An 18,768-nucleotide genomic window follows, 5' to 3' on the forward strand; every position below is an offset into this window, starting at 1 on the left:
ATTCACCATGCGTCATCGTAATAGTGGTGTGAAATTAGGCCGTACCAGCAGCCACCGTAAGGCGTTGTTCCAAAACTTAACCAATGCTTTAGTTGAGCACGAGTTAATTAAAACAACTTTGCCTAAAGCGAAAGAACTTCGCCGCGTTGCTGAGCCTTTAATCACTTTAGCTAAAAACGATACAGTTGCAAACCGTCGTTTGGCGTTTGCTCGTACTCGTAATGCAGCAACTGTTGGTAAATTATTTACCGTTCTTGGCCCTCGTTACAAAGAACGTAACGGCGGTTATCTACGTGTTCTTAAAGCGGGCTTCCGTGCAGGTGATGCTGCACCGATGGCTTACGTTGAACTTGTAGATCGCGAAGTTAAATAATTTCGCAAGAGCAGTTCAGTTGTTCTAAAAAAAGGTCGGTTTTTTAAACCGGCCTTTTTTTATGGCTATTTGTCTGACAATTTTTCTACTGTGTCCCGAATTGATATAAATTTTATCGCCTTTTATTAAACTTGACATTGAGTATTGTCAAATTTGTGTTTTAATAAAAACAGAACGTTGAACAGGTATAAAAACAAAATGGACAAGCATGTTGATATTCTAATTGTGGGTGCAGGCATCTCCGGCATTGGTCTGGCCGCGCATCTTTCCAAACACTGCCCACAGCGCACCTTTGAAATTATCGAGCGTCGTGAGAGCTTTGGTGGCACTTGGGATTTATTTAAATATCCGGGTATCCGTTCCGATTCGGATATGTCGACCTTTGGCTTTAATTTTAAGCCCTGGACGCAAGACAGCATTCTGGCTGATGGCGCTTCAATTAAGAACTATCTGTCAGAAGTGATTGCAGAGTATCAACTGAAATCCAAAATTCATTTCCAGCATCGGGTGCTGTCTGCCAATTATGATAGCCAGACCCAGAAATGGTCTGTCGTGATTGAAAATGCACAGGGCAAAAAACAGACCTGGATCGCCAATTTTGTTCTGGGGTGTACCGGTTATTACAATTATGATCAGGGCTTCCAGCCGGATTTCCCGAATCAGTCGGCATTTAAAGGTACTTTTATTCATCCACAGCATTGGCCGGAAAACTGCGATTATTCTGGTAAAAAAGTGGTGATTATTGGCAGTGGTGCTACCGCTATTACCTTGGTGCCTGCAATGGTCAAAGGCGGTGCAGCGCATGTCACCATGCTGCAGCGCTCACCGACCTATATTGCTTCCATTCCATCGGTAGATTTTATCTATAACAACATGCGCAAGGTGTTGCCGGAGGAGCTGGCTTATAAGCTGACGCGGGCACGAAATATTGGTATGCAACGCGGTGTGTATGCGCTGGCACAGAAACAGCCGAAGCTGCTGCGTAAATTTTTATTAAAGTCAATTGAGATGCAGCTGAAAGGCAAAGTGGATATGAAACACTTTAGCCCGAGCTATAATCCATGGGATCAGCGTCTGTGTGTGGTGCCAGATGGAGATTTGTTTAAAGTGCTGCGTGAAGGGCAGGCCAGTGTTGAAACCGACCAGATTGAAGCCTTTACCGAACAGGGCATCCAGTTAAAATCTGGCAAACATCTCGACGCAGATGTGATTGTGTCGGCTACCGGTCTGCAAATTCAGATTTTAGGCGGGGTTAAAGCCACCATTGATCATCAGCCTTTGGATACCTCGAAACATATGCTGTATCAGGGTGTGATGGTCAGCGATGTGCCGAATATGGCCATGATTATTGGCTATATCAATGCCTCCTGGACTTTAAAAGTTGATATTGCTGCGGATTATATCTGCCGTCTGATTAATCATATGGATCAGCAAGGCTATACCGAAGTGATTGCGGAAGGTGATCCTTCAGAGTTGATGGAAGACACTGTGATGGGTAGTTTAACTTCGGGTTATATTGCCCGTGCCGCGAATGTGATGCCAAAGCAGGGTAAACATGCGCCTTGGCGGGTGAGCAATAATTACCTGAAAGACCGTAAGGATTTAAAACAGGCTTCATTTGCTGATCCGGTGCTGAAGTTCCGTAAAGCAGTCAGTGAGTCTGCACGTAAACCTAAACTGGTGTCTTAAGCACACATCATCATGATCGTGCAATGAACAAAGGAAGCTCAATTGAGCTTCCTTGTTGTTTATATCGGGTTCTACGCTTGTAATGCGTTATAGGGAGCGGGAAATCAGCTCTTTCATAATTTCATTGGTACCGGCATAAATCCGGTTGGCGCGATTGTCTAAATACGCACGGGCAATCGGATATTCCAGCATATAGCCATAGCCGCCATGCAATTGCAGACATTCATCCACCACTTTGGAAAACAGCTCCGAGATTTTGTATTTGGCCGCCGCTGCTGCATCAACACTTAGCTGATCTTCGAGCTGCAGTTCCATACACCGGTCCAGATAGGCGCGGCAGAAATCAATTTCAGTGCGCATTTCCGCCAGTTTAAAGCGGGTATTCTGAAAGGCGCCAATCGGTTTGCCAAAGGCTTTACGTTCTTTGGTGTATTGCAGGGTATGCGCAAAGGCTGCTTCGGCACCAGCCTGGCAGATAATCGCCACAATCATGCGTTCCCAGGCCAGCTCTTTCATCAGCATGATAAAGCCCATACCTTCCATCCCGAGCAGGTTTTCTTTGGGCACTCGCACATTATCAAAAAACAGCTCGCAGGTGTCCTGACCTTTCATGCCAATTTTATTCAGCGGTTTGCCTTTGCTAAAACCGGCACGATTTGCCTCGACCATAATCAGCGACAGGTTGGCCGAACCTTTGTCGCTATTGCCAGTTTTACACACCACAATCGCCATATCGCATAAATAGCCATTGGTAATAAAGATTTTTGAGCCGTTAATGACGTATTCATCGCCCTCTAAAACTGCTGTGGTGCGTACCGCCTGTAAATCTGAGCCTGTGCCCGGTTCGGTCATGGCAATGGCGGTGACCACTTCACCTGTCGCCATTTTCGGCAACCAGTACTGTTTTTGCTGTTCGTTGCCAAAGTTATGAATATAGTTGGCGACAATATCGGAATGCAGCGAGAAGCCGGTGGCCGAGTCGCCAGCATAGGCCTGTTCTTCAATCAGAATCATACTGTAGAGGCGATCTACCCCGGAGCCACCATACTGCTCTGGCATGGTGGTACACAGCAGCCCCAGTTCACCGGCCTTGTTCCATAAATCGCGGTCTACATGCTGTTGCTGTTCATATTTTTCCGTATTCGGCAAAACTTCCTTTTCATAAAACTTGCGCACTGTATCACGGAATGCCTCATGCTCACTCTGAAATAATTTTCGTGGCAACATGTTGTTGAGTGGGCGAATTGCAGCAGATTGCATGGTTAGAGTTCCTTCACTTATTTTTATTCCTTGAAACTAAAGCAAACTGAGCCGGCAGTACAATGTGCAGAAACATCATTTCTGGCTTTTTGCTGGCGGTTTTGGTCAGTCCGATAAATTCATCGAAACTTTTTCTGGGCTGGGTTAAACTAATTGCGATATCAATATGATGTGGACAAAACCATGAGTGAAGACATTAGCTTAGAAGAGCGTAAAGTGATTTATCGTGCCCGTCGCGGTTTAAAGGAAATTGATGTCTACTTTGATCCTTATGTGAAAAACTATTATTTAACCGCTGATCCGGAAGAAAAAGCCACGTTTGCGGCGCTGGTTGAACAGGAAGATCCGGATTTACTGGACTGGTTTATGGAAGTGTCTGAACCGCCACGCCCGGAAATGCGCGAGCTGATCCGTAAATTAAAACACTATGTCCACGGCTAAGCGCGACTTTCAGCTGAAACCGAGCCGTCTGGCGCTGCTGTTTCAGCTGAGCCTGCTGATTCTATTTTCTGTTTTAAGTTTTCAATTATTACATCCGCTGCTTTGGCTGCTAGGTCTGCTCCTGGCGGCTGTCAGTTATTACGGGTTTCAGCGACGCTCCCAATTAACCGCCTTGGCGCATTTAGATGGGGCAGAGTGGAGTCTGCAGTTTAATTCTGGCTCCAAGATTCAACGCGGTCTGCTCGAGCATATTCTGGATCATCAGCTGTATCTGGTGCTGTATTTTCATCATGCACCGGTCAAATCTGCAGTCATCTGGCGTGACCAAGTTTCGTTTGCAGAGTGGAAAGCCTTAAAAACATTGGCAAAAATCATCTAATTGTCAGACAGTTGTATATTTTAATATAAAAATAAGATATTGATTTTAAATAAATTTATAAAGTCTATCATTTTATTTGTCCTACACAGTCACGGTAAATTGGCAAAAAATACCGATTGTTGGACAAAAGCCTCTTGTGTTTGGAAATTATCCAGATATATTAAAGACACCAACAGCAAACAGGGAAATCGCCAGGGTGATCGCCACGTGAATGTTTCTGGTCATCGCAATTGTGTTCAATTGTGGCTGGATGATGAGGAAGCTTGCTGAAGGAACGAATTGCACCAATAAAATGCCCGTAATTGGGTTCCAGTTAATAAGTAGCATGTGCTGAACCGTCGCAATGCTACTTTTTTTTGCCTAAAATTTGGCTTTCCTGCAAATTCAGTCAATTTTCTTGCCCGCTTTTCATGTCAAAGTACAGCTCTCAGATTAGAGTAAATGCTCTTTTATTCAGATAATGCATCTGATATGTTTGTTGCCATGGACATAAACACAATTATAGAGGACAGGAAAATGTCGCAAGTCCAAAAAATCTGCCAGGGTGTGGCGGTTATTGCATTCACAACAACACTTCTTTCCGGCTGTTCACAAGTGGTGAAAACCGGTGCCAATGTGGCTTTAGGTTTTACAGAAAAACATATTGTTCCTCCCATTCTGGCTATGGATGATGCCGAAATGGTCTGTAGCAGTGGTAATTCCCTGACCCCTGCAATTATGGCCACCAAAGATATGGGGGCAGACCCGACCCGGGTTGCGGTGCTGATGTATTCAGCCGCCGGTATCTGTGCGGAAAACCGTGCCCTGGATGCCGAGCTGCGTTATTTGCGTGCGTCAAAAGCCGGACAGGTCAGTGAAGCGCAAGATGCCCGGATTGAACAGAAACGCTGGGCGGCTATTGCGGCACAGCGCCAATATACCGGTTATCAGTTATTCCAGAATCGCTGGGAAAAGAAATACAGAAAACCACTGGGTGAAGGCTGCCCGAAAATGAACAGCGATATTGATCAGACCGTGTATTTGCTTGGCATGATCAGTGGTTTACAGGCCATGACCAATGATATTAACTCTGGCGGTGCGGTGCATGTGCCTAAAGATATTGCTGCCGTGGTCGAGCGTGGCATGACCTGTCTGAACAATGAAAAATTCTGGGGTGCACCACAAGCCACCCGTGCCGTGATCTGGACCTTGTTGCCAGGTGCGGGAGATGGCAAACCGGAGCCGTATCAGACCCTGAAACAGTCGATGCAAATTGGTGAGCAGAAAGGTGTGCGCCTGTCGCATGCCCTGTATGCAGTGGCCGCGCAGGCCAGCGGCGATGATGCCAAGATTCGTGATGCACTAAAATCATTTGCGGCTGCACGCACCGAAGAAAAACCAATTAACCCGCAATTCAAGCTAATTGACAGCATGGCTGCCACCATGGTGCAGGGGATTTCAGACCGTTACTGGACTGAAAATACCGGGGTACGTACTGCCGATGATGGCATGAGCCGTTTCTGGGATGAGCAGGACAATGCGTCTGAACTGGATGATTTATTTGGTGAAGATACAAGCGCTGATCCAGATACGGAACTCAACAATCTGTAAATAGTCGCTACGAGGAGGACGCTTTATACTTAAAAGATTCAACAGGGACAACGACATGACACTTCATTTTTTCAGTAAGAAAATTATTTTTATTGCCGTGTTTATGTCGCTGGCGGCCTGTTTGCAGGTGTTTGCGGATCATTTTATTTATTGGCGTCCTGCTCTCTTACAAGAATTCTGGCGCTTGTGGACAGCGCATTGGGTGCATGTGGGCTGGGTGCATTATCTGCTGAATATTCTGGCCTTTGCCTGTTTGCCTTTTATTTTTCCGCGGGTCAAAACCTGGCATTTTGTCAGCCTGTTATTGCTGTTACCTCCGGCTATCAGTTTCAGTTTCTATTTCCTGTTTCCACATATTGAAGCCTATGCCGGCCTGTCTGGGGTGCTGCATGGAGCCTATATGGCGGTGGCAGTAGTGCATCTGCTTGATGCTCAAGAACGCCGGTTTGCTGCGCTGGTATTGCTGCTGATTCTGGCCAAACTGCTGTGGGAAAATACCTTTGGCAGTAAGGAAACGGCCGAGCTGATTGGTAGCCCGGTACTGGTCGAGGCACATTTGCTGGGCGTGATCTGGGGTGCGGGATTGGCGATGGTCTACCTGATCTATACCTACAGCTTGAAAAAGTGATCCAGTTGACCATTTCTACCAAAAAGAAAATGAATATTGTCATTTTAAATGAATGTACTTTGATGCACATTCGAAAAGAATGACAACAAGATTTGAATAGCAGCAGGATGGCTGCTTGCTACAGGATGCGCGAAATACGGCCCTGTTGCCGTTTCCGAAAATAAAAAAACAGGAAAAAATATGTCAAATCAAGGACAACGCAGATCCGGACTGGATCTGCTCAGATATATATGGACAGAATGGATTTCTGCCTTTGTGATTCTGGTGCTGCTGCTGCTGACGCTGATCATTGGAACCGGTGAGATGATTCACGGCCAGCTGTTGCGTATGGGCGAACGTCTATACGGTGATCCTGCCACCGGTATGCAGTATTCATTCTTGCGCGCTGAACCAAGTGCCCCTGACTGTGACCGCAACCCGGATATTGACGGCCAGGTGCAGGCACAAATGAAAGCCAATGCGGCCGATGAATTTGCTGATATTTTTGGAACCCCGTCTGAATCGGATGTGCGTGCCTCAATTATGGCCGCGCAGCAGGTCTGTGAAGAAAAATATGTGTTTTATGATCAGGCTGTGCAGCATATGCAGGCGCATCCAAGTTTACGCACCTATCGCAGTGTAGAAACCACCTTCTTTGGCATCTTTAAATTTGGTACTGAAAACCGTGCCTTGCTGCTGGTGTTGATGGTGGTGTTTGCCGCGATTAGTGCCACTTTAAAAACCCATCATATTGGTTTGCGTGGGCCTGCCACACGAATTGATTATCGGATATATACCACCTGCATGACCGTGGCCAATGCCTTTCTGGCGTTCTCGGCCTATAGCCAGTATCGTTCGGTGCTGAATTCCGGGGTGCCGATGACCGGTGAAATGCAGATCATTTACTGGTTGTGGATGATCCTGTTTAGTGCGCTGACCCTCATCAGTTTATGGCAGTTTGTTCGTCCGCCTGCACCAACGCGAGAAGGCGGCAGTCTAGGTCTGGCTTTCCTGAGTGTACCGCTGTATGCCTATATGGCCATTATTACCGGTATTGCCTTTACCTTCTTCATGGATTATCCAATGGGGCAGGGGATTTACCTGGGCCAGCTGGTGGAATTCTCCAGCATCTTCCTGAATCTGGCGCTGTTTATCTGGGCCGGTATGCTGCTGAAACAGACCCGTGTGGTGGATAAATTCCTGAACATCATGCGGCCATGGAATCTGGCACCCGAAACCCTGACCTGGTTAATCCTGATTGGTGCGGCATTACCGACAGCCTATACCGGTGCCTCGGGGATTTTCGTGATCGCGGCCGGTGCCATCATTTATAAAGAAGTCTGGAATGCTGGCGGGCGCCGTCAGTTTGCCCTGGCAGCAACGGCTTTATCTGGTTCGATGGGGGTAGTCTTACGTCCATGTCTGCTGATTGTGGTTGTTGCCTCTTTAAACAAGGAAGTCACCACCGATGTGCTGTACCACTATGGCGTGTATGTATTCCTGCTGACTACAACAATTTTCCTGGTGGTATCGCTGTTCTTTGCTGAAAGTAAGTTCCGGATTGCTTCACCAGCTGTGGCTGCACCACGATCTTTACGTGCCATGGGTGCGGTGGTGCCGTATGTGATTATTTTCGTGCTGATCTGGATGTTCTACAAATATGCGCTGGACACCAACCTGAACGAATTTACCGCGCCGGTGATGATGCCTGTGATTCTGCTGTTAATTGTCCTGTTTGATAAATTGCGGCATGAACCGGCGCCAATTCCACCAGTAGGTCATTGGGATGAAAGCCTGACAGCAAAATATACCGATTCATCGCAACCGGCGCTGGCGACCGCTAGTGCAGTCAGTGGTGTGGAATACCGCGATGGCGTACATACTGCAACTGAGGATACTGGCATGTCGGCGGATCATAGCGTGGCGGTGTCCGAGCCGGAGCGTGAGGTTGGCTTCTGGAAGTCGATGCACATTTCCATTAGTGAAACCGTGGGGCATATTGGCGCGCTGGTGATTCTGATGGCCTTATCGGTCAGTGTCGGCGGCTTCCTGGAACGGATTGAAATCATGGAGGCTTTCCCGACTGATATCAGTAGTACCTTTATTGTGATTAGCCTGATTGTACTGGTGATGGTACTGGTCGGCATGATTATGGACCCGTTTGGTGCGGTCATCCTGATTTCTGCCACGGTGGCACCGGTGGCCTACCAGTATGGGATTGAACCGGTGCATTTCTGGATGATTACCCTGATTGGCTTTGAAATGGGCTATATCACCCCGCCGGTCGCGCTGAACCACTTGCTGGCGAGGCAGTCGATTGGCGATGAAGAAGTGGCGGCGGCAGATGCCGAAGTGCGCCACAAATCCTTCTACTATCGTTTTGAGCGCTGGATTCTGCCGATTCTGGTGATGCTGCCAGCGATGCTGATCATTGCCTATGTACCATACTTCTTTAAACTGTTTGGCTGGTATCAGTAAGCCAGCCGTTCAACCGTGATGATGACCATACCCTGATCTTTTGCGAAAGGTCAGGGTATTTTTATGGCGCCTGTGTAGGACTGGCTTTTTTAAACAGCGGGCTGCACAGTAAAATCGCAATTAAAATCAGACCAAAGCCGAGCAGGCTAGACAGATCTGGCAATTCCTGCCAGAACAAAAAGCCCCAGATGCCGGCAAAAATAATCGCAATATAATTTACCGGCCCAATCTGACCGGCAGGTGCCAGACTATAGGCCCGCGACATAAAAATCTGGCTGATATTGGCCAGCACCCCGGCACTGATCAGCAGGCCCAGTTCACTCCATTGATAGCTTCGCCATAGCCAGAACATTGGAATGACTGAAATCAGGGTGCCAATCAGGCAGAAATAAAACACAATCCGTTCTGGTGGTTCGGTTTGCGTCAGGGCGCGCACAGTGACAAAGGCCATTGCGGCCAGAAAACTGGCGCCCAGACCAATGATCGACAGATGATTGAACAGGCCAGCATCCGGTTTGGCCACACAGAGTACGCCCATTAGACCAAACAGGGCGGCGATCAGCATGGCTGCACTGACTTTTTCTTTCAGGAATAACCAGGCAATGAGCGGAATAAAGATCGGGGAAGAATAGGTAAACACCATCGCATTGGACAGTTTAAGCTGGGCAATGGCATAGAAAAAGCCATACATCGCCAGCAGACCGACCACACTACGCCAGGTATGCATCCACAGACGCCGGGTTTTAAAAAAGTCGAGGCCTTTATTGAACAGCAGCGGCAGAAAAATAAACAGGCCAATAAAATTACGGAAGAACACAATAGTGGCATTGTCGACCGTATGCGAGGCGTAGCGGATACACACGCCCATCAGCGAAAACAGAAAAGCAGAGAGGGTGAGTAAGCCAATGGCTTTGATCAGATCATGCTGAGGCGTGGAGGCAGTCATCATCAACCCGGGCGAGGAATAAGGATGTATTCTAGCCGATTTAACGCAGACTGCCGGTCATAATTATTGCTGTTTGAGCTGGGCTTCGAGCAGCTGAATCTGTTCTTCTTTCAGGCGAATCAGTTCATCAGCATCGGCGTGCTGGGCATTGAGCAGCGCGGCCTGATCATCTAGCTGTGCCTGCAGATCTTCCAGTTTGGCCATTTCTTCTTTGGCCAGGGTCGCGTTGGTAGCAACCGGCTGTTTCAGAATATCTTCACTCACCAGTTGCTGTGGTACTTCTTCCAGCTGCACCGCTGGTTCTGCTTTGGCTTTAGCCGCAGGTGCGGCCGGCTGACTTAGCAGCTCGGCTTCAGGTGTTACCTCTGCACTCTGGTTTTGGCTCATCCATTGATAAGACAGCACCACAAGTACGATTACGATCAGGCCCCCAATAATGGCCCATAATAGTTTTGAGCTATTTCTCTGATCAAGTGTCATGAATAAATGAACCTTAATTTTTTTACTTAGGATGACGTGGTTTAAATTGAATCACACCCACTTCATCAGGCGCTGCCGGTGGCTGAGGTTCATCGACATGGGTCGGGCGATTTTCGCTATAGCCACAGTCGATACATTCAATCCATTCATCATCACCTGAGGTCAGCATGACCACCCGATCCATAGCCTGGCATTTTGGACATTTTGCGCCTGCAATGAAACGACGTTTGATGGTCATCATACTGATCCTGTGTTCAAATTAAGGCCCTAGTTTAAGCGTTTTTAATTGGCTTCGTCCAACCTTGATGACGCAATAATGCATCTATTTTTGGCTCGCGTCCGCGGAAATTGATAAACGCGTCAAGTGCTGAATCTTTTCCGCCAACTGCTAGAATAAACTGCCTGAACTGCTTTCCGGTGTCGGTGTTAAATACCCCTTCATTTTCGAAGCGATCGAAGGCATCGCTGGCCAAAACTTCGGCCCATTTATAGGAATAATAACCGGCCGCATAGCCCCCGGCGAAGATGTGACTGAAGCTATGCTGGAAGCGGTTGTAATCGGTGGTTGGCACCACCGCATATTTATACCGGATTTCATTCAGCACATCCTGAATCTGGCTGGCGGTCAAGGCCGGAGTCATGCAGTGAATATTCAGGTCAAACAGGGCAAATTCCAGCTGGCGTAAGGTCTGCATGCCGGACTGGAAGAAGCGCGCATTCAGCAGCGCCTGCAGTAAATCATCCGGCAGGGTGGCCTGTGTGTCGATATGCTGACTGAGTACATCCAGGCTTTCTTTGTCCCAAGCCCAGAATTCCATAAACTGGCTTGGCAGTTCCACCGCATCCCAGGCTACGCCGTGAGTGCCGGCCACCGCAATGTTGTCGACTTCCGTCAGCATATGATGCAGGCCATGCCCAAATTCATGGAATAAGGTCAGTACTTCATCATGGGTCAGTAAGGCCGGCTGATCCCCCACGGGCGGGGTGAAGTTACAGACCATATAGCAAATTGGCTGTTGCAGGCCCTGGCTTTGCTGCATGCGCGAACGGAAACCGCTCATCCAGGCGCCGCCGCGTTTGCCCTGACGGGCATACAGGTCAAAATAGAAACCGCCAATTACCTGACCCTGATCTTGCAGTTCAAAATAACGGGCGTCTGGATGCCAGACCGGTGCTTCACGCTCGATAATATCGACATCGTATAGACGCTTGACGATGCTAAATAAGCCGTCAACCACTTTCGGCGCCGGGAAATACGGTTTCAGTGCTTCCTGAGACAGATTGAACTGGGCCAGTTTCAGTTTTTCTGAATAGAAACTGGTATCCCAGGGTTGCAGCTGCTGAATGCCATCTGCTGCGGCAATGGCTTTCAGTTCGGCAATTTCCTGTTCAGCTGGCTGACGGGCATGTTCGGCCAGCTCAACCAGGAACTGCTCAACTGCTTCGACACTTGGTGCCATTTTGCTGGCTAATGACAGTTCGGCATAGTTGTTAAAGCCGAGCAGCTGGGCCATTTCCTGACGCAGGCTTAAAATTTCTTCCATCACCGCGGTATTGTCAAAGGCCTGATCGGCCGACTGGTCAGAAGCACGGGTGGTATAAGCCTTATATAACTCTTCACGCAGGCTGCGATCTTCAGCATAGGTCATAATGGCCAGATAGGACGGGAAATCCAGCGTCGCAACCGGCTGCTCCAGCTCACGTTGCTGGCCATACTGCTTGAGTAATTCCACACTGCTGGCAGGCAGGCCGGCTAGTTGTGCTTCGGTGAGCGGTTTAAAGTAAGCCTGTGTTGCATCCAGTACATGGTTGGAAAAGTCAGAGGACAGCTGCGACAGGCGCGCTGAAATTTCCGCATAGCGTTTTTTCGCTTCACCTTCCAAGGCCACACCTGACAATTTAAAGTCACGCAGCGCCAGTTTAATTGCGCTTTGTTGCGCTGCGGGTAAGTCATTAAACGTCACTGCATCATGAACCTGCTGATAGGTCTGATACAGCACCGTGTGCTGACCGAGCTGGGTATAGTATTCGCTCAGGCCAGGTAACAGTGCCTGATAGACTTCACGGGTTTCGGCATTGTTCATCACCGCATTCAGGTGCGAGAGTACGCCCCAGCTTTCGCTCATCTGGTTTTCCAGATGATCGACCTGCGCCAGAACCTGCAACTGTGCATCACTACTGGCCGGAATGTCTTGGAGTTGCTGTAAAAAGGCCTGCCCTTGGGTGATGGTCTGTTCAACCTGTTGTTTTAATTGGGGCAGCGTAATCTGGTCAAACTGGGGTACTGGCAGGGTTGCCTGTTCTAATGTCATTTCTTTTTCCATGTTGAAGTCCTGTCTTAGCAATAGATGTAGGGCCTCCAGCGTGGGAAATCAAGCGGTGTGTACAGAATTGCTCAACTTCATACAAAAAAGAGCGCCGTGGCGCTCTGTTTCTGATCGGGCTGCTTAGTCCAGCTTGGACTTGGCATTGGACTTTTTCTTTTTCACTTTGGCTTTTTTCTTGACCTTGTCTTTGCTTTCAGCCTTGACGGTGACTTTTTTCGCCGGCTTTTTGCCATAAGAACTCGGCTTGGATTTGGCCTTTTTCTTCTTCAACGGCTGTTCGCCATCTTCACTCACGGCAAGCTTGACTGGACGATCATGAAAGATTTCTTCGGTGGCTTCAGCACGCGGCGCGGCTTTGGCCACGCGTGGTGCACGGCTGCGGATCGCACGACCGGCATGGGTCAATTGTTTGACCAGCTCGAAATCAATCTTGCGTTCTTCCAGGTTGACTCCGGCCACTTTAACTTTGACTTCATCGCCCAGACTAAAGGTCTGACCGCGTGACTGACCGACCAGTGACTGGCTGGCCTGATCAAACATAAAGAAGTCATCGCCCAGCTGGCTGACGTGAATCATGCCATCGACATACAGATCTTTCAGCGTGACAAACAGACCAAATTCGGTCACGGCAGAAATCACCCCGACAAATTCTTCGCCTAAATGCTGCTGCATATAATGACATTTCAGCCACATGGTCACAGAGCGGGAAGCTTCATCGGCACGACGTTCGGTTTGCGAGAAATGCTCACCGGCATCATCCAGCGCGGCACCCGAAATCGGATATGGTTTCTGGGCCAGATGCGCTTTAATGGCACGGTGCAAGAGTAGATCCGGATAACGGCGAATTGGCGAGGTGAAGTGAGTATAGGCTTCATAGGCCAGACCATAGTGGCCGGCATTGGCCGCGCCGTAATAGGCCTGCATCATCGAGCGTAATAGCACCGCATGAATACTTGGCGCATCAATGCGGTCTTTGGTGGCATCAATCACGGCCTGATAATCGGCCTGGGTTGGCTGTTCCGGGAAATTCAGTCCCAGCAGTTTTACAAATTCACGAACTTTCTGAATCCGTGAAAACTCAGGTGGCTCATGCACACGGTACAGCATCGGAATATCATTTTTGAGCGCAAATTCTGCTGCCGCCACGTTGGCCAGTAACATACACTCTTCAATCAGTTTATGCGCATCATTACGGGTTCGTGGCAGGATTTCCTGAATCCCGCCGAGTTCGTCGAAGGTCATATAGGTTTCGACGGTTTCAAATTCCATGGCATGACGCTGGGCACGTAAACCTTTGAGTACCTGATACAGCTGGAACAGGGTATTCAGCGATTTGCGTACATCCCGGTCTTCCGGAATGGCAGCGCTGTCGCCGTCAAAATATTGCGCCACCTGGGTATAGGTCAGACGGGCTTTGGAATGCATTACCGCAGGATAGAACTCGAATTTGGTTACCCGGCCGGCACGGGACAGGTTCAGGTCACAGACCATACACAGACGATCAACCTGCGGATTCAGCGAACATAAGCCATTTGATAAGGCTTCGGGTAACATCGGCAAGACAAAATGCGGGAAATAGACCGAAGTGCCGCGTTCCTGGGCTTCATCATCCAGCGGTTTGCCCGTGCGGACATAGTGGCTAACATCGGCAATCGCGACCACTACGCGGTAACCACCCCCTGGACGTTTTTCTGCATACACCGCATCATCAAAGTCGCGGGCATCTTCACCATCAATGGTGACCAGAGCTAAATCACGTAAATCGACCCGGCCCTCACGGTCTTTGGCTGACGGTTCTTTAAAACTGTCGGCATCTTTTAAGACATTGTCCGGAAATTCATACGGCAAACCAAACTCTAAAATGGTTTGTGGAATGATGATTTCAGTGTCGGCTTTATCGGCCATCGACTGCACCACATGGCCGGTGGCAAATTCTTCACGGCTTGGATAGTCATCAATGGCGACGCGGACCGAATCGCCCAGATTCAGTTTGGCGTGTTCAACCAGCTCTTTTTCTAAAGTCACCGGCTGATGGCTGTTCGGATTGCCCGGCTGAATAAAATATTCACCGTCATACATCGACAGTTTGCCAATGATCTGTTTCACACGGCGCTGCTGGACTTCGGTAATAAAGCCCCAGGCTTTGCCTTTGCGATCGACCGAGGTCTGGCGCACTTTGACGCGATCGCCATTAAACACCAGACGCAATTCACGCTCGGGTAGCAGGATGTCATTTTGTCCGTCAATATGGGCAGAACCCAGACCCTTGCTATTAATGTAGACCGTGGCTTCATGGGTAGGCTGCTCGGCGGCAAGCTGGAACTTGAATCCGTCTTTCATGAGCTGGCCATCACGCACCATGGCAATTAAGCGGTGGCTCAGGGCATCAATACTTTTCTGATCGGCAATTTCAAAATATTCAACCAAGTCGGCATGCGACTGGGCCTGTTGCAGTTTTTCAATACTTTCAAGAATCAGTGTGCGACTTGGAATCGGATTATCGTAACGTTCGGCTTCAGCTTTTGCTTCAGGATCGACCCAGTTTTTCATCATGTCTTTGGCTTCAAGTCAGAAGATAGGTTTAGCATAAGTCATGCAGCGTCAGACTGCACGTAAATGATTGCAATAATGTGTTTTAAGTCTTTATTTTAAGATGATTGCGAGTAGATAAAATCACATTCCTCATAAATTTGCAGAAAATGCTAGGCTAGAAGCAATAAATTGTTTAAAAAATATTTAATTGAGCAAAAAACTGCAAAAAATAGAGTGACTGCGCTTGCAGTGCTACAGTTAAATTTGTATTATGGCGGCACGTTACGGTGAGATGGGTGAGTGGCTGAAACCACGTCCCTGCTAAGGACGCATACGGGCAACTGTATCGAGGGTTCGAATCCCTCTCTCACCGCCACTTTACTTATGTCGCGCTCATAGCTCAGCTGGATAGAGCACTTGGCTACGAACTAAGGGGTCGGGAGTTCGAATCTCTCTGAGCGCACCAATAAGTAAACCGGGAAATAACGTAGTCTGATATAGACGACACAAGTGACGCGCTCATAGCTCAGCTGGATAGAGCACTTGGCTACGAACTAAGGGGTCGGGAGTTCGAATCTCTCTGAGCGCACCAACTTGAACAATTAACCGCACATGTTGCGGTTTTTTTGTGCCTGCAATTTGGCTACTCAGCTGCATCCGCCGGCTTCCTTATTTGTTACAATTTCAACTGCAATTTAAAATTTGTATAAAATCAGCGCACAAATACATGATTTGTCCAATATCTATCCATTTGGTTGCATTTTTATGAAATAAGACTTAACAAATAGCGAAAAGCCCGTATAATGCACCCCATCAAGACGTCGCGCTCATAGCTCAGCTGGATAGAGCACTTGGCTACGAACTAAGGGGTCGGGAGTTCGAATCTCTCTGAGCGCACCAATCTTGATAAAGAATTCTGAAAAAACCGCACATGTTGCGGTTTTTTTGTGTCTGCAATTTACCAAAACATTCCCGCATTATTTGATCTTCTGTTGAATCTTTAAGGTCAGCACGGTATTGCCGCCCAATGCCGGTAGCAGCTCATGATACGGCATACTGCGCATGGCGCGTAATAAAAACGGTGCCTGTGCATCAATGTTCATGGCACTGGTCACATTCAGTAAACTGCCCTCGGCTTGTGGCAAAATCTGCATGCCGCCTTGCACATAGCGTAAATCTCCACCCACCGCCTGAAACTGCTGCTCCAGAGCGCCTTGTGCCTGAAAACGCAGTTTAAAATCAAACGGAATCTGAATCACACCCAGTCCGACCGAAATTTTATAGTCGGCATCCAGCTGCCGGGCAGAGGGTTGTTGAATCTTGACCTGTTTAATTTGCCGTGGAAATAGGCGCTGGTAGGCTTGCGGTTCAAGCCAGGGTTTTAGCTTGCTTGCTGGCTGGGCATAGTACTGATAGCTGCTGCTAAAACGCATAACTTCCTGCTGTGCACCATAGAACACCTGATAGGCCGGTAAAATAAAGGAGACAGGTTCTTGCGATTTCTGGCTGATCTGCCGGATTTTGTTCATCTGGTTGGTACTTAATTCAGGTGCTGGCACGTCACCGGCGGGTAGGGCTCGGGGTGAGGTGTTTTTAAATTTACGTTGCAGTGCTTCCAGAATAAAGGCATTGGTGCCGGCCGGCAGGCCCAGTTTGGCATCGGGCAGGGCATTTAGAATAGTACGAAATAAAAAACCTTTGGGCTGCGCCAAATCTCCCCAGTGGGTGACTGTGACCAGCGTCTGATGGGCCGACAAGGCAAACCATTCTATTTTTCCGGCGCCATACGGAATGGGCGCGTCAATCACCAGGGTTTCAATACTGTTGTCGGTGCGCTGATGTTGCAAGATCACATCATCTTTAAAGTTCAGCACCGGAATAGGTGTGGGAATATGAATCCGGTATTTGACCTGACTGATGTGCTGACGCTGCTCCAGCATCTTGGCGCTTTTTAAGGTCGGAAACAGCTGGGCATAGCCTGAATAGTCACTCAGCAGTGCCGCAACTTTGTGACTGGGCACTGGCAGCACCACCGCAGCACTATAAAATTTACCGCGTTTTGTGGATGCGAAAGTTGGCAGCTGAATCGGTTGCGCGGCATGCGCATAAATCAGAATTCCATCTCCGGTCAGCGCGGCCAGCTGCTCGGCACTGCTGCCATAGCCTTGTAAACTGCCTGGCATTTTTCCTGTCCAGCGAACTAAACTGGCCCAGGCAGACACTGGCAGCAGCAGACTGCAAAGCAGGGCGATCAATCGGGTGTGCGTCTGTGGCATAAAACATCCTGTTTTTGCTGTGGAGATGAGCGAATCATCCCGTTTTGAATCGGGTTATTTTTTGAATGGTGTGTGCAGCATCATGACAGCACTGGCGAGAAAAAGAATAAGGAAATCACCTATTCTGGTGTAATATTTAGCGTAATTTAACTGATTTGATGATGAGCCGATGTCGGAACTCAAGCCTGCCTTGTCGCTACGTTATTTTTTAAATCTGGAAGAATCTCAGGATGGCTTTGCTCTGGCCACCTTTGGTAAAAAACAGTTTACCCGTTTTATTACCCCGTTAATCAGTGTCGGGATTATTGCCTGGGGCATTTATTTGGGCCTCGATGGTGTAGGTCGTTACTATCTGGCGCTGGGGGTATTTTTTCTGGTGCTACAGATGCTGATGCGCTACTGGTTCCTGCCGATGATGTTTAAGCGTCAGTTTGTCAAATACCAGTTTGGAAAAAGCGAACAGGGCATTGCGCTGTATCAGGATTATGCCGAGATTTCTGCCAATGGCCGTGACAAAGTGGTGCATTATAACGAAGTGCAGAATTTTGCTTCAGGCAAGCTGACCTATATGATTGAGCTGAAAAACCGCATGGTGATTATTGTGCCAAAACGCGTGTTTGAAAGCACAGCCGATCAGACCCTGTTTGAAAATACCTTTAAAAAATAAGCCTGTTAAAACCATCACATCATAAGAGGGAAGATCATGAATACACGTCCATCGAAAATTGTCTGTGTGGGTCGCAGTTATGCGGATCATGCCAAAGAACTGGGCAATGCTGTTCCTGATCGTCCGGTGCTGTTTATCAAACCGCCGAGCAGCCTGCGTCCGTTATCTGCCGGGATTGCCTGGAATCCGGCCTGGGGCAGCTGTCATTATGAATGTGAACTCAGCCTGCGTATTGACCAGCCCTTAAAGGCAGAAACCGATCCGCAAAAAGCCTTGCAGGCCGTGGGGGCGGTGACTTTGGGGCTGGACCTCACCTTGCGTGACTTGCAGGATGAACTGAAACAGAAAGGCCATCCATGGGAACGAGCCAAAGCCTTTGATGGGGCTTGTGTACTGGCAGACTGGGTCGATGTTGCAGAAATTAATGACTGGAAAGATGTGCACTATACGCTGCATATTAATGACGAACTGCGTCAGCAGGGGCATACCGCGCTGCTGATTTTTGAAATTGGTGCGCTACTGGCTGAAATTAGCCACAGTTTTAGTTTGGAGCCGGGCGATGTGGTAATGACCGGTACTCCGGCCGGGGTGGGTGCCTTAAAGGCCAATGACCAGTTAAGTATGCGTTTGCAGGGCAAAACCCGGGAATTTGTCTGGAGCACTTTTGTTCAGGCTTAACCGCCTCCCCAGACGACGAGGACTGCAATTACAGTCCTTTTTTAT

At 48.5% G+C, this 18,768-nt stretch carries 17 protein-coding genes and 4 tRNA genes; 13 read left to right on the forward strand and 8 right to left on the reverse strand.

All coding sequences use genetic code 11. The annotated features are described in order from the left end of the window. Positions 1 to 7: 7 nt before the first annotated feature. Positions 8 to 373, forward strand: a complete 366-nt coding sequence (gene rplQ, locus FTU86_RS07100) for a 50S ribosomal protein L17 (protein ID WP_004754212.1) — start codon at positions 8 to 10, stop codon at positions 371 to 373. Positions 374 to 571: 198 nt separating this feature from the next. Next, positions 572 to 2,062, forward strand: a complete 1,491-nt coding sequence (locus FTU86_RS07105; protein ID WP_180036542.1) for an NAD(P)/FAD-dependent oxidoreductase — start codon at positions 572 to 574, stop codon at positions 2,060 to 2,062. An 87-nt stretch (positions 2,063 to 2,149) separates the two neighbouring features. On the opposite strand, the gene FTU86_RS07110 is transcribed toward FTU86_RS07105, so the two are convergent. Continuing rightward, on the reverse strand, positions 2,150 to 3,322 hold the full coding sequence (locus tag FTU86_RS07110) for an acyl-CoA dehydrogenase family protein (protein WP_075167404.1): 1,173 nt from the start codon (positions 3,320 to 3,322) through the stop codon (positions 2,150 to 2,152). A 183-nt stretch (positions 3,323 to 3,505) separates the two neighbouring features. On the opposite strand from FTU86_RS07110, the gene FTU86_RS07115 reads away from it, so the two are divergent. After that, the gene (locus FTU86_RS07115) at positions 3,506 to 3,763 is read left to right on the forward strand and encodes a succinate dehydrogenase assembly factor 2 (RefSeq protein WP_005180238.1); all 258 of its coding nucleotides are present in this window, start codon (positions 3,506 to 3,508) and stop codon (positions 3,761 to 3,763) included. Then, positions 3,750 to 4,142 (forward strand): hypothetical protein, encoded by a 393-nt coding sequence (locus FTU86_RS07120; RefSeq protein ID WP_180036541.1) that lies wholly within the window; start codon positions 3,750 to 3,752, stop codon positions 4,140 to 4,142. Before FTU86_RS07115 ends, FTU86_RS07120 begins: the two co-directional genes overlap by 14 nt. 147 nt (positions 4,143 to 4,289) lie before the next feature. Here FTU86_RS07120 and FTU86_RS07125 read toward each other — a convergent pair whose 3' ends face one another. Then, positions 4,290 to 4,469 (reverse strand): hypothetical protein, encoded by a 180-nt coding sequence (locus FTU86_RS07125; RefSeq protein ID WP_127801044.1) that lies wholly within the window; start codon positions 4,467 to 4,469, stop codon positions 4,290 to 4,292. A gap of 189 nt (positions 4,470 to 4,658) precedes the next feature. On the opposite strand from FTU86_RS07125, the gene FTU86_RS07130 reads away from it, so the two are divergent. From FTU86_RS07130 to FTU86_RS13880, 3 genes are all read left to right on the forward strand, one after another. Further along, positions 4,659 to 5,732 carry a hypothetical protein gene (locus FTU86_RS07130; RefSeq protein WP_005180236.1) on the forward strand — a complete coding sequence of 358 codons (1,074 nt, stop codon included), beginning with the start codon at positions 4,659 to 4,661 and terminating at the stop codon, positions 5,730 to 5,732. A 55-nt stretch (positions 5,733 to 5,787) separates the two neighbouring features. Further along, a complete protein-coding gene (gene rrtA, locus FTU86_RS07135) occupies positions 5,788 to 6,360 on the forward strand; it encodes a rhombosortase (RefSeq protein ID WP_127799341.1) in 573 nt (190 codons plus the stop codon). A 1,014-nt stretch (positions 6,361 to 7,374) separates the two neighbouring features. Further along, positions 7,375 to 8,817, forward strand: a complete 1,443-nt coding sequence (locus FTU86_RS13880) for a TRAP transporter large permease subunit (RefSeq protein WP_373684728.1) — start codon at positions 7,375 to 7,377, stop codon at positions 8,815 to 8,817. Positions 8,818 to 8,878: 61 nt separating this feature from the next. On the opposite strand, the gene FTU86_RS07145 is transcribed toward FTU86_RS13880, so the two are convergent. From FTU86_RS07145 to rnr, 5 genes are all read right to left on the reverse strand, one after another. Continuing rightward, the gene (locus FTU86_RS07145) at positions 8,879 to 9,766 is read right to left on the reverse strand and encodes a DMT family transporter (RefSeq protein WP_373683647.1); all 888 of its coding nucleotides are present in this window, start codon (positions 9,764 to 9,766) and stop codon (positions 8,879 to 8,881) included. 60 nt (positions 9,767 to 9,826) lie between these two features. Then, positions 9,827 to 10,243, reverse strand: coding sequence for a hypothetical protein (locus FTU86_RS07150; protein ID WP_075167410.1), 417 nt, complete (start codon positions 10,241 to 10,243; stop codon positions 9,827 to 9,829). A gap of 22 nt (positions 10,244 to 10,265) precedes the next feature. Further along, the gene (locus tag FTU86_RS07155; RefSeq protein ID WP_171065117.1) at positions 10,266 to 10,475 is read right to left on the reverse strand and encodes a YheV family putative zinc ribbon protein; all 210 of its coding nucleotides are present in this window, start codon (positions 10,473 to 10,475) and stop codon (positions 10,266 to 10,268) included. A gap of 40 nt (positions 10,476 to 10,515) precedes the next feature. Next, positions 10,516 to 12,555 carry a M3 family metallopeptidase gene (locus FTU86_RS07160; protein WP_104511469.1) on the reverse strand — a complete coding sequence of 680 codons (2,040 nt, stop codon included), beginning with the start codon at positions 12,553 to 12,555 and terminating at the stop codon, positions 10,516 to 10,518. Between the two features lie 135 nt (positions 12,556 to 12,690). Continuing rightward, the gene (rnr, locus tag FTU86_RS07165) at positions 12,691 to 15,123 is read right to left on the reverse strand and encodes a ribonuclease R (RefSeq protein ID WP_180036539.1); all 2,433 of its coding nucleotides are present in this window, start codon (positions 15,121 to 15,123) and stop codon (positions 12,691 to 12,693) included. A 265-nt stretch (positions 15,124 to 15,388) separates the two neighbouring features. On the opposite strand from rnr, the gene FTU86_RS07170 reads away from it, so the two are divergent. From FTU86_RS07170 to FTU86_RS07185, 4 genes are all read left to right on the forward strand, one after another. Next, a tRNA-Ser gene (locus FTU86_RS07170) sits at positions 15,389 to 15,478 on the forward strand. 13 nt (positions 15,479 to 15,491) lie between these two features. After that, positions 15,492 to 15,568: transfer RNA gene (locus tag FTU86_RS07175), tRNA-Arg, on the forward strand. 49 nt (positions 15,569 to 15,617) lie between these two features. Then, positions 15,618 to 15,694: transfer RNA gene (locus FTU86_RS07180), tRNA-Arg, on the forward strand. 231 nt (positions 15,695 to 15,925) lie between these two features. Next, positions 15,926 to 16,002: transfer RNA gene (locus FTU86_RS07185), tRNA-Arg, on the forward strand. Positions 16,003 to 16,079: 77 nt separating this feature from the next. Here FTU86_RS07185 and FTU86_RS07190 read toward each other — a convergent pair. After that, the gene (locus tag FTU86_RS07190) at positions 16,080 to 17,378 is read right to left on the reverse strand and encodes an SRPBCC family protein (RefSeq protein ID WP_180036538.1); all 1,299 of its coding nucleotides are present in this window, start codon (positions 17,376 to 17,378) and stop codon (positions 16,080 to 16,082) included. A gap of 169 nt (positions 17,379 to 17,547) precedes the next feature. Here FTU86_RS07190 and FTU86_RS07195 point away from each other — a divergent pair, with 169 nt between their 5' ends. After that, positions 17,548 to 18,045 carry a YcxB family protein gene (locus FTU86_RS07195; RefSeq protein WP_005180217.1) on the forward strand — a complete coding sequence of 166 codons (498 nt, stop codon included), beginning with the start codon at positions 17,548 to 17,550 and terminating at the stop codon, positions 18,043 to 18,045. Positions 18,046 to 18,081: 36 nt separating this feature from the next. After that, positions 18,082 to 18,723, forward strand: coding sequence for a fumarylacetoacetate hydrolase family protein (locus tag FTU86_RS07200; protein ID WP_016658545.1), 642 nt, complete (start codon positions 18,082 to 18,084; stop codon positions 18,721 to 18,723). The last annotated feature ends 45 nt before the right edge of the window (positions 18,724 to 18,768 follow it).

The sequence above is a fragment of the Acinetobacter sp. YH12155 genome, from assembly GCF_013418255.1.
Lineage (GTDB): Bacteria > Pseudomonadota > Gammaproteobacteria > Pseudomonadales > Moraxellaceae > Acinetobacter > Acinetobacter indicus.